The organism is Afipia sp. GW821-FHT04G03, assembly GCF_059419985.1.
The window spans coordinates 1,253,461-1,276,084 of sequence record NZ_JBWKSV010000001.1 but is presented as its reverse complement, the minus strand read 5'-3'; the positions used below and the strand labels follow the sequence as shown (position 1 = coordinate 1,276,084).

17 protein-coding genes are annotated in these 22,624 nt (G+C 61.9%); 9 read left to right on the top strand and 8 right to left on the bottom strand.

The genetic code is table 11. The features are described from left to right. Positions 1 to 264: 264 nt before the first annotated feature. From AC07UB_RS06215 to AC07UB_RS06185, 7 genes are all read left to right on the top strand, one after another. Positions 265 to 1,851 (top strand): B12-binding domain-containing radical SAM protein, encoded by a 1,587-nt coding sequence (locus AC07UB_RS06215; protein ID WP_494651699.1) that lies wholly within the window; start codon positions 265 to 267, stop codon positions 1,849 to 1,851. A 44-nt stretch (positions 1,852 to 1,895) separates the two neighbouring features. Next, positions 1,896 to 3,083: a BaiN/RdsA family NAD(P)/FAD-dependent oxidoreductase gene (locus AC07UB_RS06210; protein WP_494651701.1), complete on the top strand. Its 1,188-nt coding sequence runs from the start codon at positions 1,896 to 1,898 to the stop codon at positions 3,081 to 3,083. Between the two features lie 291 nt (positions 3,084 to 3,374). After that, positions 3,375 to 4,253 (top strand): squalene synthase HpnC, encoded by an 879-nt coding sequence (gene hpnC, locus AC07UB_RS06205; RefSeq protein ID WP_494651702.1) that lies wholly within the window; start codon positions 3,375 to 3,377, stop codon positions 4,251 to 4,253. 6 nt (positions 4,254 to 4,259) lie between these two features. Further along, positions 4,260 to 5,102 carry a presqualene diphosphate synthase HpnD gene (hpnD, locus tag AC07UB_RS06200; RefSeq protein ID WP_492793019.1) on the top strand — a complete coding sequence of 281 codons (843 nt, stop codon included), beginning with the start codon at positions 4,260 to 4,262 and terminating at the stop codon, positions 5,100 to 5,102. Beyond that, positions 5,102 to 6,364: a hydroxysqualene dehydroxylase HpnE gene (gene hpnE, locus AC07UB_RS06195; RefSeq protein WP_494651703.1), complete on the top strand. Its 1,263-nt coding sequence runs from the start codon at positions 5,102 to 5,104 to the stop codon at positions 6,362 to 6,364. Before hpnD ends, hpnE begins: the two co-directional genes overlap by 1 nt. A gap of 23 nt (positions 6,365 to 6,387) precedes the next feature. Then, positions 6,388 to 8,358, top strand: a complete 1,971-nt coding sequence (gene shc, locus AC07UB_RS06190) for a squalene--hopene cyclase (RefSeq protein ID WP_494651705.1) — start codon at positions 6,388 to 6,390, stop codon at positions 8,356 to 8,358. Next, complete coding sequence (locus AC07UB_RS06185) at positions 8,355 to 9,077, top strand: phosphorylase (RefSeq protein WP_494651706.1); 723 nt, start codon at positions 8,355 to 8,357, stop codon at positions 9,075 to 9,077. Before shc ends, AC07UB_RS06185 begins: the two co-directional genes overlap by 4 nt. 77 nt (positions 9,078 to 9,154) lie before the next feature. Here the strand turns inward: AC07UB_RS06185 and hpnH are convergent, their stop codons facing one another. The 3 genes from hpnH to dxs are packed head-to-tail and all read right to left on the bottom strand — an operon-like array spanning position 9,155 to position 13,256. After that, complete coding sequence (hpnH, locus tag AC07UB_RS06180; RefSeq protein WP_492793015.1) at positions 9,155 to 10,351, bottom strand: adenosyl-hopene transferase HpnH; 1,197 nt, start codon at positions 10,349 to 10,351, stop codon at positions 9,155 to 9,157. Positions 10,352 to 10,357: 6 nt separating this feature from the next. Then, positions 10,358 to 11,317 carry a 4-hydroxy-3-methylbut-2-enyl diphosphate reductase gene (gene ispH / locus AC07UB_RS06175; RefSeq protein WP_492793014.1) on the bottom strand — a complete coding sequence of 320 codons (960 nt, stop codon included), beginning with the start codon at positions 11,315 to 11,317 and terminating at the stop codon, positions 10,358 to 10,360. A gap of 22 nt (positions 11,318 to 11,339) precedes the next feature. Then, positions 11,340 to 13,256 carry a 1-deoxy-D-xylulose-5-phosphate synthase gene (gene dxs, locus AC07UB_RS06170; protein WP_494651707.1) on the bottom strand — a complete coding sequence of 639 codons (1,917 nt, stop codon included), beginning with the start codon at positions 13,254 to 13,256 and terminating at the stop codon, positions 11,340 to 11,342. Positions 13,257 to 13,472: 216 nt separating this feature from the next. Here dxs and hpnN point away from each other — a divergent pair, with 216 nt between their 5' ends. Then, complete coding sequence (gene hpnN, locus AC07UB_RS06165) at positions 13,473 to 16,067, top strand: hopanoid transporter HpnN (RefSeq protein WP_492793012.1); 2,595 nt, start codon at positions 13,473 to 13,475, stop codon at positions 16,065 to 16,067. A gap of 65 nt (positions 16,068 to 16,132) precedes the next feature. On the opposite strand, the gene AC07UB_RS06160 is transcribed toward hpnN, so the two are convergent. Then, positions 16,133 to 16,765 carry a DUF2147 domain-containing protein gene (locus tag AC07UB_RS06160; RefSeq protein ID WP_492793011.1) on the bottom strand — a complete coding sequence of 211 codons (633 nt, stop codon included), beginning with the start codon at positions 16,763 to 16,765 and terminating at the stop codon, positions 16,133 to 16,135. 124 nt (positions 16,766 to 16,889) lie between these two features. Between AC07UB_RS06160 and hpnO the strand changes: the two genes are divergently transcribed. Further along, the gene (gene hpnO / locus AC07UB_RS06155) at positions 16,890 to 18,281 is read left to right on the top strand and encodes an aminobacteriohopanetriol synthase HpnO (protein WP_492793246.1); all 1,392 of its coding nucleotides are present in this window, start codon (positions 16,890 to 16,892) and stop codon (positions 18,279 to 18,281) included. 86 nt (positions 18,282 to 18,367) lie between these two features. Here the strand turns inward: hpnO and AC07UB_RS06150 are convergent, their stop codons facing one another. The 4 genes from AC07UB_RS06150 to AC07UB_RS06135 form a co-directional block, all read right to left on the bottom strand. Further along, complete coding sequence (locus tag AC07UB_RS06150; protein ID WP_492793010.1) at positions 18,368 to 18,604, bottom strand: hypothetical protein; 237 nt, start codon at positions 18,602 to 18,604, stop codon at positions 18,368 to 18,370. Positions 18,605 to 18,806: 202 nt separating this feature from the next. Then, positions 18,807 to 20,912: a TRAP transporter permease gene (locus AC07UB_RS06145; RefSeq protein ID WP_494651709.1), complete on the bottom strand. Its 2,106-nt coding sequence runs from the start codon at positions 20,910 to 20,912 to the stop codon at positions 18,807 to 18,809. Positions 20,913 to 20,967: 55 nt separating this feature from the next. Beyond that, positions 20,968 to 22,128 carry a TAXI family TRAP transporter solute-binding subunit gene (locus tag AC07UB_RS06140; RefSeq protein ID WP_494651710.1) on the bottom strand — a complete coding sequence of 387 codons (1,161 nt, stop codon included), beginning with the start codon at positions 22,126 to 22,128 and terminating at the stop codon, positions 20,968 to 20,970. Between the two features lie 147 nt (positions 22,129 to 22,275). Further along, positions 22,276 to 22,497 carry an acyl-CoA carboxylase biotin carboxyl carrier protein subunit gene (locus tag AC07UB_RS06135; protein ID WP_492793007.1) on the bottom strand — a complete coding sequence of 74 codons (222 nt, stop codon included), beginning with the start codon at positions 22,495 to 22,497 and terminating at the stop codon, positions 22,276 to 22,278. Positions 22,498 to 22,624: the final 127 nt, after the last annotated feature.

Below are 22,624 nucleotides of genomic sequence, written 5' to 3'. Positions count from 1 at the left end.
AACAGACGCTTTTCAAACAGGCTTGCGGCACCGGACCGCAGGCCCGGCGTGATGGTGGAGGAAGGGAAATTCGAGGGAATGGTTTTGCGGGCCTGCCTCACGGAACCCGATGGCGTTAAAGGCGTTATTCGAGAACTGGTGCGCTACTTGCTTCTCCAGTTGCGAGCTGCGTGGGGCAGGGCTGCCTCCCCGGAAGCGCCCTAATCTCACCGAAATTGTGGCCCGTTCTTACCAAGACTGCACAGATCGAGAGCAGGGGGCCTGATGAGAGACGTCGTAAGTCCATCTATTCGTCGCATCCTTTGCGTTTTTCCGAAGTATTCCCCTTCCTTTGGCACTTTCGAATACGCCTATCCCCTGACCGACGGCGTTCAGGCCTTCATGCCCCCTCAGGGGCTGTTGCTGATTGCTGCCTCCCTACCGAAGGGCTGGGAGGTCCGCTTTCTCGACGAGAACATGAAGGTTGCGACGGCAGAGGATTTCGATTGGGCCGATGCCGTGTTCGTCAGCGGAATGCACATCCAGCGCCCGCAGATCAACGACATCTGCCGCCGCGCCCACGAGCACAATCTCGCCGTGGCGCTGGGCGGGCCGTCCGTCAGCGCGTGTCCCGAAAACTATCCCGATTTCGACTATCTGCATGTCGGCGAGCTTGGCGACGCGACGGAGGAGCTGTTCCGGCGGCTGGCGCGCGATACTTCGCGGCCCGACAAGCAGGTCGTTCTCACGACGCAGGAACGCCGCGAGATGTCGGAGTTTCCGATCCCGGCCTATGAACTGATTCCGCTGGAGCGTTATTTTCTCGGCAGCATCCAGTTTTCCAGCGGCTGTCCCTATCAGTGCGAATTCTGCGACATCCCCGGTCTTTATGGGCGCAACCCGCGCCTGAAGACGCCCGAGCAGGTTACCGCCGAACTCGACAAGCTGCTGGAATGCGGTCTCACCGGCTCGGTGTATTTCGTCGATGACAATTTCATCGGCAACCGCAAGGCGGCGCTGGATTTGCTGCCGCATCTCGTCGAATGGCAGAAGCGCAACGGCTTCGCGCTGCAATTCGCATGTGAAGCCACGCTGAACATCGCCAAGCGCCCTGAAATTCTCTCGCTGATGCGCGATGCCTATTTCGCCACGGTGTTCTGCGGCATCGAGACGCCGGACCCGGCCGCGCTGAAGGCGATGTCGAAGCAGCACAATATGGTGGTGCCGATTCTGGAGGGCGTGCAGACGCTCAACAGTTACGGCCTGGAAGTGGTGTCCGGCATCATCCTCGGGCTGGATACCGACTCGCTCGACGCGGGCGAGGGCATTCTCGAATTCGTCGACCAGTCCGAGATCCCGTTGCTGACGATCAACCTGCTGCAGGCGTTGCCGAAGACGCCGCTGTGGGATCGCCTCAAGCGCGAAGGCCGCCTGATCGAGGACAGCGACCGCGATTCAAACGTCGATTTCCTGCTGCCCTACGATCACGTCGTCTCGACATGGCGCGAGTGCATGGGCCGGGCGTACACGCCGGAGAAGCTGTTTGCGCGTTTCGAGTATCAGGTGATCCACACCTATCCGAACCGGATCAAGCTTCCGAAAAGCAAGCAGCGGTTGTCGCTGCGAAACATCAAGCGCGGACTGACGATGTTCGCCAATATCGTCTGGCAGGTCGGCGTCAAGAGCGACTACCGGCGCGAATTCTGGAAGTTCTCGCTGCCGCTGCTCAGGCGCGGCGATATCGAGCGGATCATCACTGTTGGTCTGGTCGCGCACCATCTGATATTGTTCGCGCGGGACGCATCGGGCGGGCAGCAGAATGCATCGTATTATTCGACCAGATTGCGGGACATGCCTGTCGCCGCCGAGTAACGGCGCATGACGGCCGCGCGCATCGTCTCGCGGCCTGAGCATCCATGAAACAGCCGCTGGTTTATGACGTCGTGGTCCTTGGCGGGGGCGCGGCCGGACTGATGTGCGCCAGTGTCGCCGGCGCGCGCGGTCGTTCCGTGGCGGTGATCGAGCAGGCGAAGCGTCCGGCCGAGAAAGTCCGCATTTCCGGCGGTGGGCGCTGCAACTTCACCAACCTGCACACCACGCCTGCGAATTTCCTGTCGCGCAATCCGCATTTCTGCAAGTCCGCGCTGAGCGGCTACACCCAGCACGATTTTATCGCGCTGGTCGAAAAATACCGCATCGCCTATCACGAGAAGACGCGCGGGCAACTGTTCTGCGACGGCTCCTCGCAGCAGATCATCGACATGCTGCTGGATGAATGTGGCGCCGCCCGCGTGGCGCTGCATTCGGGTACGAAAATCTCGTCGATCGCAAAGGGCGAGGGCGGATTTGCCGTCGTCACCGATCGCGGCGAGATACGCGCCCAATCGCTGGTAATCGCCACCGGCGGGCCGTCGATTCCGAAAATGGGATCGAGCGGCTTTGGCTACAAAGTCGCGGAGCAATTCGATTTGAAGATTGTGCCGCCGCGCGCGGCGCTGGTGCCGCTGACCTTCGACGAGGCGCTGCTGGCGCGGTTGCGCGATCTGGCGGGCGTTGCGGTCGAGACGGTGGTGAGTTGCAACGGGACACAGTTCGACGAGGCGATGCTGTTCACCCATCGCGGCCTGAGCGGCCCGGCGATCCTGCAAATTTCATCCTACTGGCGCGACGGCGACGACATCCAGATCGACATGGCGCCCGGCGTCGATGTGCTGGCTGCGCTGAAGGAGATGCGGCGCGATCATCCGCGTCAGGAACTGGCGACGGTGCTTGCGCGGCTGCTGCCCGCGCGGCTCGCGCAGATGATCGCGGAAACAGCCGGCGGCGTTTCGCGGATGGCCGATCTGCCGGACAAGCAATTGCAGGCGGTCGCAGCTCTTGTGAACCAATGGCGCGTGACTCCGCGCGGCACCGAAGGCTACCGGACTGCTGAAGTCACGCTTGGTGGTGTCGATACGGCGGAATTATCGTCGAAAACTTTCGAGGCCAAATCCGTGCCTGGACTGTTTTTCATCGGTGAGGTGATCGACGTTACCGGCCATCTCGGTGGCTTCAATTTTCAGTGGGCCTGGTCGTCCGGCGTGGCCGCGGGCCGCAATGTGTAAGCCTGCGCGGGCAGGGGTTCCAAAACGGTAAAAAATGCTCTCGGAGCGCCGTTTTGACGCGCCATAACCCCCTGAAATCAGGACTATATTTCCCTGACCTATAGGAATTTGTATTCGGTCGCGCTAAACTGCTAATCGACGGCTGGAATTCGCCGGATTCCTTTGCAACTGACGCCCCATGATCTGTGAGCCTGATTTGTCGGCTGAAATCATCTTGTTTCCTGTGACCTGCGATCGTTGGACCAAATCCGGCGCGATGGCGCATGTCCAAACCAACGCGGCGTGCGCGCCATGACGACCGCGGGCGAGTTGCGTTCAGGCAAAAGCCACAAGGACGAGAATTTCCCGGTCGCGTCGTGGATCATCCATCCGCGCCACCGCGCGCTGATTCTTGCGTTCTACAATTTCGTCCGCACCGGCGACGACATCGCCGACCACATCTCGTTGCCGGCGCAGGAAAAGCTCGACCGGCTCGATCTGCTGGAAGCCGAGTTGCTGGGCAAGGGCGACAGCCAGCCCGAAGCAGTGACGCTGCGCGCGGCGTTCGCGGAACGCGGGATGCCGCCGAAGCACGCACAGGATCTGCTGAATGCGTTTCGTCTCGATGTCACCAAGCTGCGCTACGAGAACTGGGACGAACTGATCCATTACTGCTCGCTCTCCGCCATGCCCGTCGGACGTTTCATGCTGGATGTTCACGGCGAGGACCGCTCGACCTGGGCGGCGTCGGACGCGATCTGCGCAGCGTTGCAGATCAACAATCACTTGCAGGATTGCGGCAAGGACTATCGCGAACTCGACCGCGTCTATATTCCGCGCGATGCGCTGGCGGCCTCGGGCGCCACGGTAGAGATGCTTGGCGCGCCGAAGTCGTCGCCGGAATTGCTGACATGCATTCATGGTCTGGCGCGCCGGACCGAAACGCTGCTGCATGAGGGCGCGTCGCTTCCGACCGACATCAAGGATACGCGGTTCGGGCTGGAGATCGCCGTGATCGATGCATTCGCCGACAGGATCGTCAATCTGCTGAAGGTGCGCGATCCGTTGAGCGAGACCGTGCATCTGTCCAAGGGGCAGATGGCGGGCATTGCGCTCTCCGCGATGGCGCAGGGACTTTATCGGCGCGCGACCGGGCAGACGTCCGCCGTGCGGCATGTACCGGGCGCGTGATCTGACATGACCTCGATTGACACCACAGCGCCGGACACCAACGCGCAGGGTACCGCCTCGGGCAGTTCGTTCTATGCGGCGATGCGTATTCTGCCGCGCGAGCAGCGCGATGCGATGTTCCAGATTTACAGCTTCTGCCGTCAGGTGGACGACATCGCGGATTCCGACGGCCCGCGCCCGGAGCGTCTTGCTGCGCTCGATCAGTGGCGGCGCGACATCGACGCGCTCTATGCCGGCAACCCGCCCGCGCGGGTGAAGGACTACGCGCCATCGGTGAAACAGTTCGGCCTGCGGCGTGAGGATTACATCGCGATCATCGATGGCATGGCGATGGATGTGCCCGCCGACATCCGCGCGCCGGACGCGAAGACGCTCGATCTGTATTGCGACCGCGTCGCCAGCGCCGTCGGGCGCCTGTCGGTGCGGGTGTTCGGCCTCGGCGAGGAAGACGGCATTCTGCTCGCGCACCATCTTGGCCGCGCGCTTCAGCTCACCAATATCCTGCGCGACATCGACGAAGACGCAGGTCTCGGCCGGCTTTATCTGCCGCGTGAAAATCTCAACGCCGCCGGCATCATGTCGAACGATCCGCTGACGGTTGCTTCCGATCCGCGATTGCCCCGCGCGTGCGAGGGGATTCTGAAACAGGCGCGCGATCATTTCGCGAAATCGAACGACATCATGGCGCGCAACTCGCGCCGCGTCGTGCGCGCGCCGAGGATCATGTCGGAATACTACCACGCGATTTTGGAGAAACTGGTGGAGCGCGGCTTCGCGCTGCCCCGCAAGCCGGTCAAGCTCAGCAAGGCTGCCAAGATTTTCATTCTCATTCGGTACGCATTTATCTGATGACAAAAAAAGCTCACATCATCGGCGCCGGCATATCCGGCCTGTCCGCGGCGGTTCGGCTCGCGAATGAAGGTTTCGAGGTTCACGTCCACGAAGCGACGCAGCAGGCCGGCGGCCGCTGCCGTTCGTACTATGACGCAGCAACCGATCTCGTGATCGACAACGGTAACCACCTGATGCTGTCGGGCAATCTCCACGCGCGGTCCTATGCGCTGTCGATCGGCTCCGAAGCCGGCCTCGTCGGTCCGGAGCGCGCCGAGTTCGATTTTGTCGATCTCAAATCCGACAAGCGCTGGAAGCTTGATCTCGGCAACGGCCGGTTGCCGACCTGGGTTTTCGACAAGTCGCGCCGCGTCCCGGATACGACCGTCGGCGATTATGTCGCGCTCGCGCCGGTGATCTGGGCGAACAACGACGCGCTGATCGGCAACACGATCAAATGCGAAGGCCCGCTCTACGACCGTCTTGTGCAGCCGTTGCTGCTGGCGGCGCTCAATGTCGATCCGCCGGAAGGATCGGCAGGCCTGGCGGGCGCGATCGTGCGCGAGACGCTGCTCGCCGGCGGCAAGTCATGCCGTCCGCTGATCGCGGCTGAAGGTCTCAGCTCCGTGCTGGTCGATCCCGCGATCAAGCTGATCCGCGAGAAGGGCGGCACCGTCAATTTCGGACATGAGCTGCGGCAGATGCTGATGGGCGGCGAAACGGTCTCGTCGCTGGAGTTTGTCGACGATACGATTGCGGTCGCGCCGAGCGACGTCATCGTGCTGGCCGTTCCGCCGCGCGCCGCCTCGTCGATCCTGCTCGGGCTCAAGACGCCGACCAAGTTCCGCGCCATCGTCAACGCGCATTTCCGTTACGATCCGCCGCCCGGCACGCCGGCGATGATGGGCGTGATCGGCGGCGTGGTCGAATGGCTGTTCGCATTCCCGCAGCGGCTGTCGGTGACCATCAGCAATGCCGACCGGCTGGTGAATGCGCCGCGCGAAGAGCTTGCGCGCGACATCTGGCGCGACATCTGCAAGGCCGCCAAAATCGGAACCGACGTCGCGGAAGGCCCGCTGCCGCCGTGGCAGATCGTGCGCGAACGCCGCGCCACATTCGAGGCGACCCCGGAACAGAACGCCATGCGTCCCGGGACTGGCACCGAGTGGAAAAACCTGTTCCTCGCGGGTGACTGGACTGATACGGGACTGCCTGCGACCATCGAGGGCTCGATCCGATCCGGCGATAAAGCCGCGGATTTCGCCCTCAAAATGCAGTAATTGGGCTCAATTCAACGACCATCATGACGATCACAGACCAGCATATGGAGGCCGCGCCCGCTGCTGCGGCTCTCGAGGCAAGCATCGCGACCGCGAGCAGCGCGCTGCTGACTCATCACAAGCCGGACGGACACTGGGTGTTCGAGCTTGAAGCGGACGCCACGATCCCGGCCGAGTATATCCTGCTGCGGCATTATCTCGCCGAGCCTGTCGATTCCGGGCTGGAAGCGAAGATCGCTAATTACCTGCGGCGCATTCAGAACGAGAACGGTGGCTGGTCGCTGTTCCACGGCCACGAGTTCGACATGAGCGCGAGCGTGAAGGCCTACTTCGCGCTCAAGATGATCGGCGACTCCGTGGACGCGCCGCACATGAAGAAGGCGCGCGAGGAAATGCTTCGCCGCGGCGGCGCGATCAAGAGCAACGTCTTCACGCGCATCATGCTGGCGCTGTTCGGCATCATGACGTGGCGCGCGGTGCCGGTGATGCCGGTTGAAATCATGCTGCTGCCGCGCTGGTTTCCGTTCCACCTCACCAAGATATCCTATTGGGCGCGCACCGTGATCGTGCCGCTGCTTGTGCTGCTGGCGAAGAAGCCGCGCGCGCGCAACGAACTCAAGGTCGGCATTGACGAGTTGTTTCTTGAAGATCCGAAGACCATCGGAATGACGGCGAAGGCGCCGCACCAGAGCCAGCTCTGGTTCACGGGCTTTGCGATCATCGATGCCGCGCTGCGCGCCTTCGATCCTTTCTTTCCGAAGAAGACCCGCCAGCGGGCGATCGACAAGGCGGTCGACTTCGTGACCGAGCGCCTGAACGGCGTCGATGGTCTCGGCGCGATCTTCCCGGCGATGGCCAACACCGTGATGATGTACGATGTGCTCGGCTATCCGAAAGATCATCCGGACTATGTGCTGGCGCGCCAGTCGATCGAGAACCTGCTCGTCATCAAGGATGACGAGGCGTACTGCCAGCCGTGCGTCTCGCCGGTATGGGACTCCGCACTCGCCGCGCACGCCATGATCGAAGCCGGCGGCGACGAGAACGTCGAGGCGGCCAAGGCTGCGCTGAATTGGCTGAAGCCGAGGCAGGTGCTTGATGTCGAGGGCGACTGGATCGAAAAGCGGCCGGGCGTGCGTCCGGGCGGCTGGGCGTTCCAGTACAACAACGCGCACTATCCCGACCTCGACGACACCGCCGTGGTGGTGATGGCGATGGACCGCGCGCGCGGCACGCTGAATGCGGGCACAAAGTACGACGAGGCGATCGCGCGCGGAACGGAATGGCTGCTCGGGCTGCAAAGCAAGGACGGCGGCTGGGCGGCGTTCGATGCCGACAATCTCGAATACTATCTCAACAACATTCCATTTTCGGACCACGGCGCGCTGCTCGATCCGCCGACCGAGGATGTCACCGCGCGCTGCGTTTCGATGCTGGCGCAGCTTGGCGAGACCGCCGAGACGAGCCCGGCGATGGCGCGGGGCATCGACTATCTTCGCCGCACGCAATTGCCCGACGGTTCGTGGTTCGGGCGCTGGGGCGTCAACTACATCTACGGAACCTGGTCCGTGCTGTGCGCGCTGAATGCCGCCGGCATCGATCACAGCGACCCTGTGATCGCCAAGGCGGCGGACTGGCTGATCGCCATCCAGAACGCCGACGGTGGCTGGGGCGAGGACGGCAACAGCTACCGGCTGGACTACAAGGGCTATGTGAAGGCCGATACGACGGCCTCACAGACCTCCTGGGCGACGCTGGCTCTGATGGCGGCGGGGAAGGTCGATCATCCCGCGACCAAACGGGGCATCGACTATTTGATTCAAAATCAGGCCAAGGACGGGCTCTGGACCGAGCCGCAATACACAGGCGGCGGGTTCCCGCGTGTGTTCTATTTGCGATACCACGGATATTCCAAGTTCTTCCCGCTGTGGGCGCTGGCGCGATACCGAAATTTGCGCAATACTAACAGCCGCTTCGTGGGGATTGGAATGTGATCAACGGCGCCGGCGGGGACAACGCCGCACACATCGCACTTGGACGGGATGGACTGCCGGTCGAATTGCCGGTGCTTATCGTCACCGGTTTGAAGCAGGAGGCCCGCATCGCTGCCGGCCCCGGCCTCACTGTCATTTGCAGTTCGAGCAATCCGATTCAGCTGCGCGAGATGATGACGTCGTTCGATCCGGCGAGCATTCGCGGCATCGTGAGCTTCGGCGTCGCAGGCGGTCTCAATCCGGCGCTCAAGTCGGGCGACATTATCATCGCCTCTGAAATCGTCGCCGCGGATCATCGCTGGGCGACCTCAGCTTCACTGACCGAGAACCTGATCGCGCGGCCAACCAAGCGCGGCCGTTCGGTCGTGCCGGGTGTTCTGGTCGGCGTGGAAGAAATCGTGACCGGCCAGCTCGGAAAGGCCGCGCTGCGCGCGACCACCGGCGCCGATGCCGTCGACATGGAAAGCCATATCGCTGCGCGTTATGCCGAGCACTACGGCCTGCCTTTTGCGGCGGTCCGCGTGATCAGCGACCCGGCGCATCGGGCGCTGCCGGAACTGACGATGAGCGCCATCAAGCCGAACGGCAATGTCGATATGTGGAAGGTGATGCGCGGCATCGCGCGTAATCCGAAGACGATCCCTCATCTGATTTCGACGGGCCGGGATTTCAGCCGCGCGCTGCGCTCGCTGCGCGGCTGCCGGGGCGCGCTGGGCTGACGGCCCGCGTCATCTAGCGAATTAAAAAAGGCGCGAGCATTGCTCGCGCCTTTTTTTATCAGCAGTTGCTGAAATCGTTATGCCGCGGTCGAAGCGCCCTGAGCCGACTTTGCGTCTGCCGTTGCGGCGGCGAGCTTGGCGGCTTTGGCTTCCGCCGCTTTCGCTTCATCGGCACGGATTTCCGACAGGCGCTTCTGCACTTCCGACGAGAAGATGTACTGCGCCGGCCGCTGGTTGCTGAGATCGATCTCCGGCGCCATCGGGCCTTCGGTCTTCACGCCGCGCAGCGACACCCAAAGCGCCTTGAGCGGATTGGTCAGCGCCGCATCGGCCGCAGTCGGCTCGTAACCGCAATGGGCCATGCAGTCGGCGCACTTCGCGTACTTGCCGGTGCCGTAGGTTTCCCAGTCGGTGGTTTCCATCAGCTCCTTGAAGGTCTTGGTATAGCCTTCGCCGAGCAGATAGCAGGGCTTCTGCCATCCGAAGATGTTGCGCGCGGGCATGCCCCACGGCTTGCACTCGTATTCCTGATTTCCGGCGAGGAAGTCCAGGAACAGGCCCGAGTGCATGAAATTCCACTTCTTGCCCTTGCCGAGCGCGAACACGTCGCGGAACAGCTTCTTGGTCTTGGTGCGGTTCAGGAAGTGCTCCTGATCCGGCGCGCGCTCGTAGGCGTAGCCGGGCGACATCGAAACGCCGACGCCGAGTTCGACCGTGTAGTCGAGGAACTTGGCAATGTCCTCGGCGGCATGGCCGTCGAAGATGGTCGCGTTGACGTTGACGGTGAAGCCGCGTGCCTTCGCAGCCTTGATCGCGGACACGGCGCGGTCGAACACGCCCTTCTGCGACACGGCCTTGTCGTGATGGTCCTTCAGGCCGTCGAGATGCACGGAGAAGAACAGGTAAGGCGAGGGCTCGAACAGATCGAGCTTCTTTTCGAGCAGCAGCGCGTTGGTGCAGAGCGAGACGAACTTCTTGCGCGCCACGAGGCCGCGCACGATCTCGCCGATCTCCTTGTGGATCAGCGGTTCGCCGCCAGGGATCGCGACCATCGGCGCGCCGCATTCGTCGGCGGCGTCCCAGCATTCCTGCGCCGACATGCGGCGGTTCAGGATCGCATCGGGATAGTCGATCTTGCCGCAACCGACGCAGGCGAGGTTGCAGCGAAACAACGGCTCCAGCATCAGCACGAGCGGATAGCGTTTCCGGCCAAGCAGCTTCTGCTTCACCAGGTAGGAGCCGATCTTGATTTCTTTGAAAAATGGAATGGCCATGAACAACTATCTTTCTTGCATCGCAGGAGAGAGGCGCGGCTGGCGTTGAACCAGCTCCGCAGGAAGCCTGAATTCGATGTTTTCCTCCCGGCCCGGCAGCACGGACACTGTTACCGGTCCGATTCTCCGCAGGGCGTCAATCACATCGTCCACCAGCACCTCCGGCGCCGAGGCGCCCGCGGTGATGCCGACGGTTTTCGCGTCTTTCAACCATTCGGGATTGAGCTGGCTGCCGTCAGCGAGGAGGTAGCTCGGGACGCCGACTTCGGTCCCGATTTCCCGCAGGCGGTTGGAGTTGGAACTGTTGGTCGCACCCACCACGAGGATGACATCGACCAATTTGGAGAGGTCTCGCACCGAAGACTGGCGGTTTTGTGTCGCATAGCAGATGTCGCGGGTATCCGGGCCTTCGAGGTCGGTAAAGCGGTCCTCGAGGGCTGCGATGATGTCCCGTGTGTCGTCCACACTGAGCGTGGTCTGGGTGATGTAGGCCATCGGGGCGTCATTGGGCAGGTCCAGCGCTGCGACGTCCTCGACGCTCTGGACGAGGATGACGGGGCCGGGGACCTGTCCCATGGTGCCGACGACTTCCGGATGGCCCTCATGGCCGATCAGCACCAGCTTGCGTCCCTTGGACACGTAGCGCTTGCCCTGGTTGTGGACCTTGGTCACCAGCGGGCAGGTGGCGTTCAGAACGGGCAGCCCGCGCGAAGCGGCTTCTTCCTCGACGCTCTTGGCGACACCGTGCGCGCTGAATACCGTGATGGCGTTGGCCGGCACTTCGTGCAGATCCTCGACGAACACCGCGCCCTTGGCCTTGAGGCTTTCGACGACGTACTTGTTGTGCACGATCTCGTGACGGACATAGACCGGCGGGCCGTACTTCTCCAGCGCGCGCTCGACGATCTCGATCGCACGCACCACGCCAGCGCAAAACCCGCGCGGCTGAGCCAGCAGGATTTTCATCGGGGCGTTCATTGGCGCGCGATCAAGCAAGCTGCACCGCGCCGGTTTTGCCTTCGCGGCCCAATGCCTCGAACACCCGCGTCACGATACCCTTGGCATCGAGGCCGGCCTTCGCATACATCGCGGCCGGGCTGTCCTGGTCGATGAACGTATCCGGCAGAACCATCGCGCGAACCTTCAGTCCTCTGTCCAGCGCACCGTTCTCTGCAAGGGTATGCAGGACCTGCGCTCCGAAGCCGCCGATGGAGCCTTCCTCGATGGTGATGAGCACGTCGTGCTCACGCGCCAGACGCAGGATCATGTCCGTATCGATCGGCTTGGCAAAGCGTGCATCGGCCACCGTCGTGGTCAAGCCGTGCGTTTTTAGAATGTCTGCAGCCTTGAGGCATTCGGCGAGGCGCGTGCCGAGCGACACCAGCGCCACCGAGGTGCCTTCGCGGACGATGCGGCCCTTGCCGATTTCCAGCGGAACGCCGACGGCGGGCAGATCGACGCCGACGCCGTCGCCACGCGGGAAGCGGATCGCTGACGGCGCGTCGTTAATCGCGGCCGCGGTGGCAACCATGTGAACCAGTTCGGCTTCATCGGCAGCGGCCATCAGCACCATGCCGGGCAGGCAGCCGAGATAAGCCAGATCGAACGAACCGGCATGGGTCGGACCATCGGCGCCCACCAGACCGGCGCGGTCGATGATGAAGCGGACGGGCAGGCCCTGAATCGCAACGTCGTGTACGACCTGATCGTAGGCGCGCTGCAGGAAGGTGGAGTAGATCGCGACGAACGGCTTCATGCCTTCGGAGGCGAGACCGGCGGCGAACGTCACGCCGTGCTGCTCTGCAATGCCGACGTCGAACGTGCGGTCCGGGAAAGCCTTGCTGAAAATATCGACGCCGGTGCCGGACGGCATGGCGGCGGTGATCGCGACGATCTTGTCGTCCTTCTCGGCTTCCTTGACGAGGCTGTTGCCGAACACCTTGGTGTAGGCGGGGGCGTTGGCCTGTGCTTTCGCCTGCTTGCCGGTGGCGACATCGAATTTGACGACGCCGTGATACTTGTCGGCGGCGGTTTCGGCGTGGGAGTAGCCCTTGCCCTTTTCGGTGACGACGTGGATCAGCGTCGGGCCGACCTTGGAGTCGCGCACGTTCTTCAGCACGGGCAGAAGATGGTCAAGGTTATGGCCGTCGATCGGGCCGACATAGTAGAAGCCGAGTTCCTCGAACAGCGTGCCGCCGGACAACATTCCGCGGGCATATTCCTCGGCGCGCTGCGCGCCCTTCTCAACGAATTTTGGAAGACGCTTGGCCACCTGCTTGCCGATTTCGCGGAGCGAGCGGTAGGTGTTGCTGGAGGTGAGGCGCGACAGATAGGACGACATCGCGCCGACCGGCGGCGCAATCGACATTTCATTGTCGTTCAGAATGACGATCAGGCGCGAATCCATTGCACCTGCATTGTTCATCGCTTCATAGGCCATGCCGGCGGACATCGCGCCGTCGCCGATTACTGCGACGATATTTCGCTCTTCGCCCGCGAGATCACGCGCGACAGCCATACCGAGGCCTGCTGAAATGGAGGTCGAGGAGTGCGCCGCGCCGAAACAATCGTACTCGCTCTCCGCGCGCTTGGTGAACCCGGACAATCCGCCACCCTGACGCAGGGTGCGAATCCGGTCGCGGCGTTCGGTCAGAATCTTGTGGGGATAGGCCTGATGGCCGACGTCCCAGATGACACGGTCGTTCGGCGTATTAAAAACATGATGTATCGCCACCGTCAGTTCCACGACGCCAAGGCCGGAGCCCAAGTGACCGCCGGTTACCGCAACCGCGTTGATGGTCTCGGCGCGAAGCTCTGCTGCGACTTGAGGCAGTTCGCTTTCCTTCATCTTGCGAAGGTCGGCGGGCGTTTTGATTGCGTCGAGCAATGGGGTCGATGAGGTCATAACAAGGCTTCCAATGCGACAGTGGAACAAGACGGGAACATTTTGCAGTGTAGCATTATTGCAGCTATCCATCAGTAGTTCTGAGGAACTGCCGGTTAAATGCCACTATTGTGTGACTTAAGGGCATCGTTTGAGGCATCAGTTAGTTAACGGCTTGCCCCCCCCGGCAGTTGCCTCTTTTCCTCAAGCTGGCCGCCAGAAATAGAAAGAAAACCTGTGCTGACAAGGACTATTGTATCGCTTGTTCGTTTTTGCACGCGCCATGCATGGCTGGTCATCCTGGCCGGCGTAGCTCTGGCAGCGGCGGCAGGCGTCTATTCCCACCGGAACTTTGCCATCAATACCGACGTTGCGACGCTGATCTCTCCTAATCTGGACTGGCGTAAGCGCGAAATTACGTTCGAAAAGGCGTTTCCGGGCCGAAATGACACCATTTTGGCCGTTGTAGAGGCGCCGACCCCGGAACTCTCCCGGCAGGCCGCCGACGCCCTTGAGAAGAAGTTGCTCCCACAAACCGACAGGTTCATTTGGGTGCGCCGGCCGGGCGGTGGACCGTTCTTCGATAATAACGGTCTTTTGTTCTTGCCGACCCCCGAGGTGGCCAAGCAGACCAGCCAGTTGGCCTCCGCAGCCCCGATTTTCGACATTCTGGTCGATGACCCCAGCCTGCGCGGCCTGACCGGCGTGCTGGAATTCGGCCTCGCCGGATCCCAGCGGGGCCAGTATTCCCGCGATTCCATGGCGAAGCCGCTCAATCAGGTGGCCGAGACCGTCGAAAAGGTGACGGCGAACCAGCCTGCGACCTTCTCCTGGAGGGAATTGTCCAGCACCGAGCCTCTGACCGAGTCCGACAAGCGCACGCTTCTCATGATCCGGCCGGTTCTCGACTTCAAGGCGCTGGAGCCGGGCGGCGCCGCTGTCGATGCCATCCGCAAGGCGGCCGAGGACGTGAAACTCGCGGGCGATTACAGCGCCAGGGTCCGTCTGACCGGGCCGGTCCCGATCGCGAACGATGAGTTCGCGACGGTGCAGGAGGGGGCGCTTGTCACCCATACCGGCACCGTCCTGATCGTGCTGTTCATCCTGTGGTGCGCGCTGAAGTCATCCAAGATCATCGCCGCGGTTTTCATCACGCTGGTGATCGGCCTGTCGGTCACGACCGCCATGGGACTCATGATCGTCGGGGCGTTCAACCTGATCTCGATTGCGTTCTTCGTGTTGTTCGTCGGTCTGGGAGTCGATTTCGGCATCCAGTACAGCGTGCGCTATCGCGCCGAACGCCACGAAAATGATGAACTCAGTCCCGCGATCGAGAAGGCCGCCGAGTATTCCGCGGTTCCGCTCACGCTTGCGGCGGTGGCCACGGCGGCCGGTTTCCTCTCGTTCCTGCCGACGGACTACAAGGGTGTGTCGGAACTGGGCAAGATCGCCGGCGCCGGCATGATCATCGCGTTTATTGCGGCGATCACCGTGCTGCCCGCGCTGCTCAAGGTCCTGAATCCTCCGGGCGAGGCCGAAGCGCTCGGCTTCAAGTTTCTGGCTCCGGTCGACAGCTTTCTGGAGCGGCATCGCGTCGGCGTCGTTGTCGCGACGCTCGGCGTGGCTGTCCTCGGCTTGCCGTTACTTTACTTCCTGCAGTTCGACTTCAATCCGATGAACCTGCGCAGCGCAAAGGTCGAATCCGTTGCGACCTATCTCGATCTGCGGCGTGATCCCAACACCGGCACCAATGCCGTCGAAGTGATGGCTGCGTCCCCGGCCGCGGCGAAGGAAATCCAGGCCCGTCTTGCGAAACTTCCCGAAGTGTCGCGAACGCTTTCGCTCGACACCTTCATCCCGGACGATCAGCAAGCGAAACTCGGGATCATTCGCAAGGCTGCGGCGTCGCTCAATCCGATCCTGAACGAAACATCGCGCGGCACCGCGCCGTCCGATGAGGAAAACGTCGCGGCGCTAAAAGGCTCCGTGGAAAGCCTGCGCAAGACCGCAGGCGACGACAAGGGGGCGGGCGCTCTGGCGGCGCGCCGTCTGGCTGACGCATTGGCGAAACTCGCGCAGGCCGACAAGGCCACCCGCGAGAAGGCCGAGACGACGTTCATCTCGCCGTTGAACGTCGCGCTGGATCAGGTCCGTGGCCTGCTCAAGGCGCAGCCGGTCAGCGTGAAAACCTTGCCGCCCGACATCCTGAGCGACTGGGTGTCCACGGATGGGCGCACCCGCGTCGAGGCACAGCCGAAGGGCGATCCCAACGACAACGACACGCTGCGCAAGTTTGCCGGCGCGATCCTGAAAGTTCAGCCGGACGCCATCGGCGGTCCGATCTCGATCCTGAAATCGGGAGACACCATCGTGTCGGCCTTCATTCAGGCCGGCGGCTGGGCGCTGCTGTCGATCGCGATCCTGCTCTGGATCGTGCTGAAGCGAATCGGCGACGTGCTGCTGACGCTTGTGCCGCTGATTCTGGCAGGTGTGGTCACGCTGGAGATCTGCGTCCTGATCGGGCTGCCGATGAACTTCGCCAACATCATCGCGCTACCGCTGCTGCTCGGCATCGGCGTCGCGTTCAAGATCTACTACGTGACGGCGTGGCGAAACGGTCAGACCGACCTGCTACAGTCTCCGCTGACGCGCGCGATCTTCTACAGCGCGATGACCACCGCGACGGCGTTCGGCAGCCTGTGGCTTTCGAGCCATCCCGGCACATCGAGCATGGGCAAGCTGCTGGCGCTCTCGCTGGTCACGACTCTCGCGGCCGCTGTGCTGTTCCAGCCTGCGCTGATGGGCAAGCCGCGCGAGACCACGGACAAGTAACGACCGTAAAAAAGGCAGGCTTCGTGAAGCCTGCCTTTAAAGTTTGTTTGACGTCTGCCTGAAGCCTACTTGACCGGGGCGGACATGATCTCGGGCAGCATGCAGATTTCGTGCGAGACCGAATCGCCCGCCTTGGCTGCGCCCGCTTTCGGGGCGGCAGCCTTGGGCGTGCCGATCGGAGCAGGGAAGGGCGAGGCTGTGGTCTTGGGCGCGCCGGCAGGGGCAGGAGCCGCGCCCGGTGCTGCCTTTGCGGCGAGGCTCGGCAAGTAGGTGAAACCGGATGTTCCAGGTTCAACGCGGGTCCAGGTTTGACCGCCGCACAGGACCATCGCCAGGCATCCCTCGACGCGCAATGCGTTGGCGGATTTGACCTGAATCGATGAGGAGAAGTTCTTGCCGCGGATGGGGTCGTAGATTTCGCCTTCCCATCTGTCTTTTTCTTCCTCATCCTTCTTCATGTTGATGAGGATGGGAATGCCGAGTGTGGCGCGCGTGCGCTTTGCCTTGTCGGGATTGTTCTTGTCGATCGTGCCGGGGGTTTTTTCGGACGCAATGATCCCCCATATGCGTGAATTGCACTCGACGATTCGGATCGTCGCCTTGCCGTCCTCGTCCCGCCATTCACCCAGCGGGTCGGCGGCATGGGCTGTTCCGACGGCGGCGAGAAAAAACATTCCACTAAAGGCTAATTTCCGCATGAATCCTCGCGTGCATTGCAACCAACTTTAATCACAAGAGTCGCTCATTGTTCTAGATACTGACAAAACGACGCAGACACTATTTTAGGTTGACTAGATGCCCGCCAAGCGAAGTATGTATGACATCATGCAGTCAAATCTAGACATTTCAGAGATGTTCGCGGATCGCCAGTTCCAGCGTAACACTTTGCATACACGGTACCTCAACGAGCAACTCGTCCGGGTGCTTAAGACCATCGGTTATGACGTCGGCTTTCAGCGCGCGCAGGGCCAGTATCTGTTCGACCGCGACGGCGACCGTTACCTCGATCTGTTGAGCGGCTTCGGCGTTTTCGCGCTTGGCCGCAACCATCCCACCGTCAAGGACGCCCTCAAGAGCGTTCTGGACAGCGATCTTCCGAATCTCGTTCAGCTCGATCTGTCGACGCTGGCCGGCATTCTGGCCGAGCGCCTGATCGCGAATGTGCCTTATCTGGATAAGGTCTTTTTCGCGAATTCAGGGACAGAATGTGTCGAAGCTGCGATCAAGTTTGCGCGCGGCGCGACCGGCCGCACCGGCATCCTTTATTGCGACCACGCCTATCACGGCCTGTCGTATGGCTCGCTGTCGCTGACCGGCGATACGAATTTCCGCACCGGCTTCGGGCCGCTGCTGCCGGACTGCACCTCGATCCCGTTCAACGATCTCGTTGCGCTTGAGAAGGCGCTGGCCTCCCGCCAGATCGCGGCCTTCATCGTCGAGCCGATCCAGGGCAAGGGCGTCAACATTCCTGGCGATGACTTTCTGCCAACGGCCGCCGCGCTGTGCAAACGCTACGGAACGCTGTTCGTCGCGGACGAGATTCAGACGGGCATGGGCCGCACCGGGCGCTTCCTCGCAGTCGAGCACTGGAATGTCGAACCCGACATGGTGCTGCTGTCGAAATCGCTTTCCGGCGGCCACGTGCCGGTCGGCGCGGTGCTGACGCGCAAGGCGATCTTCGACAAGATTTTCGATCGCATGGACCGTGCCGTGGTGCACGGATCGACCTTTGCGAAGAACGATCTTGCCATGGCGGCCGGCATTGCCACGCTCGAGGTGCTGAAATCCGAGAAGCTGATCGAGAACGCGGCGGCGCGCGGCGAGCAGTTGCTCTCGGCGCTGTCGGCGATGGTGCCGCGCTATGAATTGCTCAAGGACGTGCGCGGCAAGGGCATGATGATCGGCGTCGAGTTCGGTCCGCCGAAATCGCTGAAGCTCAAGGCGTCGTGGACCATGCTGGAGGCGGCGAGCAAAGGCCTGTTCTGCCAGCTGATCACCATTCCGCTGTTCAAGGACCACAAGATCCTCACCCAGGTGTCTGGCCACGCCAGCCATACGATCAAGCTGATCCCGCCGTTGACGCTGACCACCGAGGATTGCGACTGGATCACCGGCGCGTTCGACAACGTGATCGAAAGCAGTCATCGCGTGCCCGGCGCGATCTGGTCGCTCGGCAAGACCCTGGTCGACAACGCCGCGAGAAAATCAGCCTGACAACGAAATCAGCCTGACGGGTGTCAGGCCGATCGGTCCGGTCCAGTCATATGCGTCCCGGCATGGGCGCCAGGGCAGGCGGTCTGTTATTGACCGTGGCTCTTGAGAACCGCGTCGCACTTCTTGCTGATCTTGGGGCGGTTCGCCTGAAGGCAGCCCAGAATCACGAAGTCGCCATCATTCATCACGGTACGGCAATAACGCGAGACGTCCGGTGCGCAGGCTTTCTGTTCTTCGGGTGTGCCGCTGCGCTGCTGGCCTTGGGCAAATGCACCGGCCGTGGCCGAGACAAGCAATGTGGTCGCGAGAAGTGCTTTGAACATCGTTATCCCTTATGAAGGTTCGTTGATGACTGGACTATATGTCCAACACATCAGAAGGCCAGACACAAGTCTTACGCATCGAGACAGCGAAATCGTATTTCGCCGGGTGTGGCGTTCGCGCACTGAGTTGGAACACGCCGCACAACTTGCTGCCACATTTCGATGAGCGCACGGTCCGCTCGAACGCGCGCTGCCGATAGCGTTAGCGCGCCGACAGCGGCGTCGGCGCAAGCGGGTTCCGGCGCATCAATACGAGAGCGACGATTAATGTCGGAACCAGGATCGACAGTCCCAGCGTTGTCATTTGCAGCTGCGAAATCGGCACGATGCCGCCGCCCGGCGTTGCGACAGTGAATCCTCCGATGATCAGCAGAAAACGAAGCGGCCATTCGAATGTGCCAGTCCGCCTGAGGTCTCCCACAAAAGCCTGATAGCCCTGAATTCCGCCGCAGATGAACAGCGTGCCGAATGCCACCAGCGCCGTCAGGCCGAGCGCCTCGAAATAGGGGAAGTCTCCCTGCAACACGAGTGCGGGGTTCAGCACGAAGAAGAAGGGGATGAAGTAGATGATACTGCCGACCCACATCGATTCCCAGCCAGTCTTCATCGCGGGTGAACCGGCGATGCCTGCGGCGGCAAACGACGCGATGGCGACCGGCGGCGTGATCGACGACAACATGCCCCAATAGAAGATGAACATGTGGACGGCCATCTTGTTGAGGCCGACCTTCTCGAGCGCGGGCGCGACAAGAATGGCGAGGAAGATGTAGCAAGCCGTTGTCGTCAGCCCGAGTCCCAGCACCAGGCTTGTGAACGCGCACATCGCCAGCAGCAGGAACGCGCTATCGCCGGCAATCGTCAGAAGATCGTTGGCGAGGCTGGACACCACGCCCGTCATCGAGAACGCGCCGATCAGCAGGCCGCATCCGGCGAGAATGCCCACCAGCTCGACAAAGGTGCGGCCGTTGACCTCGAGGAATTTTCCGATCGTCGCGAAGGTCCAGCGTGTGTCCTTCGAGAACAACTGGTTCAGCACCAGCAGCAGGGCGGTTGCATAGAACGGCGCATGACTTTCGCGCTTGAAGTACAGCAGCATCACGATCAGCAGCGCGATGACGAAGATGTAGTACCAGCCTTCCTTGATCGTATCCCAGATCTTCGGCAGTTCGGAGCGCGGTATTCCGGCGAGGCCGTGACGCGCCGCGTAGGAATCCACCTGCATGAACAATCCGAGATAATAAAGCGCAGCCGGAATGATCGCGGCGAGCGCGACGTCGGCGTAGCTCACGTTCAGGAATTGCGCGATGACGAACGCGGTCGCGCCCATCACCGGCGGCGCGAGCACCGCACCGGTGGAGGCGCACGCTTCTATGGCGGCCGCATAGGACGCGCGGAAGCCGCTCTTCTTCATGACGGGGATGGTCATGGTGCCTGCGGTCAGCACGTTGGAAATGATCGATCCGGACATCATGCCGAGAAGCCCGCTCGCGAAGATGCAGACCTTGGCGGCGCCGCCGCGGAATGTTCCGCACAACGCGAATGCGATGTTGATGAAGAACTTGCCCGCGCCGGTCATCATCAGCGCGGTGCCGAACACCAGAAAGCCGATTACCGTGTCGGCGAAAGCCTGGATCGGAATGCCGAGCAGGCTTTCACCCGAAAGCACGTGATAGGCGGTCGCCTGTTCAAGTGTCGACTGGCTGCCGCGAAACGGCCCCAGCCAGGACGACTCCGCGAACAGCGGATAGACGGTGAAAGGGAAAACGCTCAGCAGCAGACTCCAGCCGCCGGTGCGGCGCAGCGCCTCCATCAACACCGCCCACATCACCAGACCGCCGGCGATGACCGGCATCGGTGCGCCGGCGAATTCCCAGCCGAGCGCGGCGGCCTTGCGGATGTTCATCATCAGCCAGATCGCCGATGCGAATGTCATGACGAACAGCACAATGTCGTACCAGGGAATGCGATCGAGCGGCGCGGTCTCCGTGCCCGGAAAAATCAGGAACGTGAACGGCAGCATCAGCGCGATCAGCAAATAGAAGTATTCGGTGTTGAGCTGTGTGAAATCGACGAAAAAACGCAGCGCGAATTGCTGATTGATGCAGAGCAGGATGGTCGCGGCGGTCGCGACGACCAGTGCCCAGCGCCATCCGCCGCGCAAGGTGCGCACCCGCGTGACCTCGGCCTCCTGCAAGCCGCCGACCCCGGCATGGGGATCGTCGAACTGCACTTTCTTCTGCGCCGAGGCGATGGCGGCAGCCGCGACGGGCGCGGCTGCCGGATTGGTGTCGTCGGACGAAGCTGACATTGGCGATTCCGATAGTGGATGTTGACGACGTCCGTATTTGCCGGGATCGAAACTGTTATTCTTCGAAACCGTTCGGCATGTTCGCCTTGGCCAGCGCGGTCTTTCGCGCAGCCATCCATCCGGTCAGGAACTTGTCGGCTTCTGCCGGCGGGTTCGCTGCGTTGTAGGCTTTCCATGCGTCAGCCAGAACGCCTTGCCGCTTGATGAGATTGTTGTTGAACGTCTCGTCCTCGGCGGTCCAGTTGCCGGCTTCCTTCAGCGCCTTCACCGCTCCGGGATGAAACGGAATGACCCATTGCTTGGTCTGGCGCTTGACGTCGAGGCCGGACGAGCCCGGCGCGGCGTCTTTGTACGAATCGTAACCGGCGATCATCGCCTTGGTGAGTCCGTAAACCTGATCGGCAGGCTGCGTCGCGTAGGTCGTCGCGATCGGGTAGGGGTAGGTCGCGAGCTTCTGCGGTTTCGAGGCTTCGATCGCGGCGCCGCACGTCACGCTGTGCGGGGTGAAGAACGCGCCGACTTTCTTGACGCGCTCCCATGCGGCCTTGTCTTCCGGCGGAAGCGGCGGCCAGTTAATACCGCGCGGCGAGCTTTCCAGTTCCTTGGCGGGCCCTGTCACCGTCGAGCCGAATGCGCCATCGGCATCGTTGTTGAGGAGGCCCTTCCACATCGCGCCGTAGCTCGCGAATTCGACGATCTTCACGTCTTTCTGCGTGAGCCCGCCATAGGCGATGATCGCAAGGGCGTTCTGGTTCAGCGCAGGCGAGCCGACCACGAATCCGAGTCGTTTGCCGCGGAAATCCTTCCACTCCTTGACGCCGGCATCTTTCGCGACGCCGACCGACAATCCGTTGCAGTCGACGGTCGAAAGCGTCATTTGCAACGCCTGCGGACCCCATTCCTTGACGCCGAATTCGAACACGCCTTCCTGAGCGAAATAGCTTCCGGTGCCCATCCAAGCCAGCACCGCGCGGTTTGCGCGCAGCGGGGCGAGACGCGCCACGTCGTTGCCTGCGGGAAGAACGCGCACGTCGGAGCCGTATTTGTCCTTCATCATCTTGCCGACGCCGACGGCGATATTGAAACCGGAGGTGCCGGTATCATAGGCGGTGAACGCCATCGTCGGAGGCAGTTTGACGTCCTGGGCCTGCGCGGACGATATCGCCGCCGCACCCGCGAGAAACATTGCCGCAATCGTAGTGATTGGTCGCGTCATGAAATAAGTCCTCCCAGTGCTTCCGCTATGCGGAATGCGTTTTTGATTTTGTCGGATCATGTCATCGTGCCGCACCCGGCGCAACGCCTGCAAGCCTACTTAGGTTTACCGGACAGTTTGTCGCGGAAAAGCTGCAGTGCAAACGAATCACGTTTCGAGAATTGCGATCGTCTGTCCCTCCGCCACAACGTCGTCGATGTTGACGAGGATCGATTTGATCTTTCCTGCGGCGGGCGAGGGGACTGGAATTTCCATCTTCATGGCTTCGACCAGCACAACATCGTCTCCGTTGCCGACGCTTCCGCCGACGCTGGCCGCGATCACGCAGATGCGTCCGGCAACCTCGGTCGTGATCTTGATGTCGGCCACGAAAGTTTCCCCTCCCTCCGCTTTGAGCAAGTTATGCCCGTGCGGCTTCTTTGTTGTGACGAAAGATTGCCCGGGGTAGCGTGATCCGCAAGAGGAAACTTGAGCCGGTGAGCAAATGAAAACGCGC

What these genes read in the sequence shown, in the direction of transcription:
- dxs (WP_494651707.1), bottom strand. Translation starts at nt 13,256, where the DNA reads ATGACCTCATCGACCCCATTGCTCGACGCAATCAAAACGCCCGCCGAC.
- hpnE (WP_494651703.1), top strand. Translation starts at nt 5,102, where the DNA reads ATGACAAAAAAAGCTCACATCATCGGCGCCGGCATATCCGGCCTGTCC.
- AC07UB_RS06210 (WP_494651701.1), top strand. Translation starts at nt 1,896, where the DNA reads ATGAAACAGCCGCTGGTTTATGACGTCGTGGTCCTTGGCGGGGGCGCG.
- AC07UB_RS06160 (WP_492793011.1), bottom strand. Translation starts at nt 16,765, where the DNA reads ATGCGGAAATTAGCCTTTAGTGGAATGTTTTTTCTCGCCGCCGTCGGA.
- hpnH (WP_492793015.1), bottom strand. Translation starts at nt 10,351, where the DNA reads ATGGCCATTCCATTTTTCAAAGAAATCAAGATCGGCTCCTACCTGGTG.
- AC07UB_RS06215 (WP_494651699.1), top strand. Translation starts at nt 265, where the DNA reads ATGAGAGACGTCGTAAGTCCATCTATTCGTCGCATCCTTTGCGTTTTT.
- AC07UB_RS06140 (WP_494651710.1), bottom strand. Translation starts at nt 22,128, where the DNA reads ATGACGCGACCAATCACTACGATTGCGGCAATGTTTCTCGCGGGTGCG.
- hpnC (WP_494651702.1), top strand. Translation starts at nt 3,375, where the DNA reads ATGACGACCGCGGGCGAGTTGCGTTCAGGCAAAAGCCACAAGGACGAG.
- AC07UB_RS06150 (WP_492793010.1), bottom strand. Translation starts at nt 18,604, where the DNA reads ATGTTCAAAGCACTTCTCGCGACCACATTGCTTGTCTCGGCCACGGCC.
- ispH (WP_492793014.1), bottom strand. Translation starts at nt 11,317, where the DNA reads ATGAAAATCCTGCTGGCTCAGCCGCGCGGGTTTTGCGCTGGCGTGGTG.
- hpnD (WP_492793019.1), top strand. Translation starts at nt 4,260, where the DNA reads ATGACCTCGATTGACACCACAGCGCCGGACACCAACGCGCAGGGTACC.
- AC07UB_RS06145 (WP_494651709.1), bottom strand. Translation starts at nt 20,912, where the DNA reads ATGTCAGCTTCGTCCGACGACACCAATCCGGCAGCCGCGCCCGTCGCG.
- shc (WP_494651705.1), top strand. Translation starts at nt 6,388, where the DNA reads ATGACGATCACAGACCAGCATATGGAGGCCGCGCCCGCTGCTGCGGCT.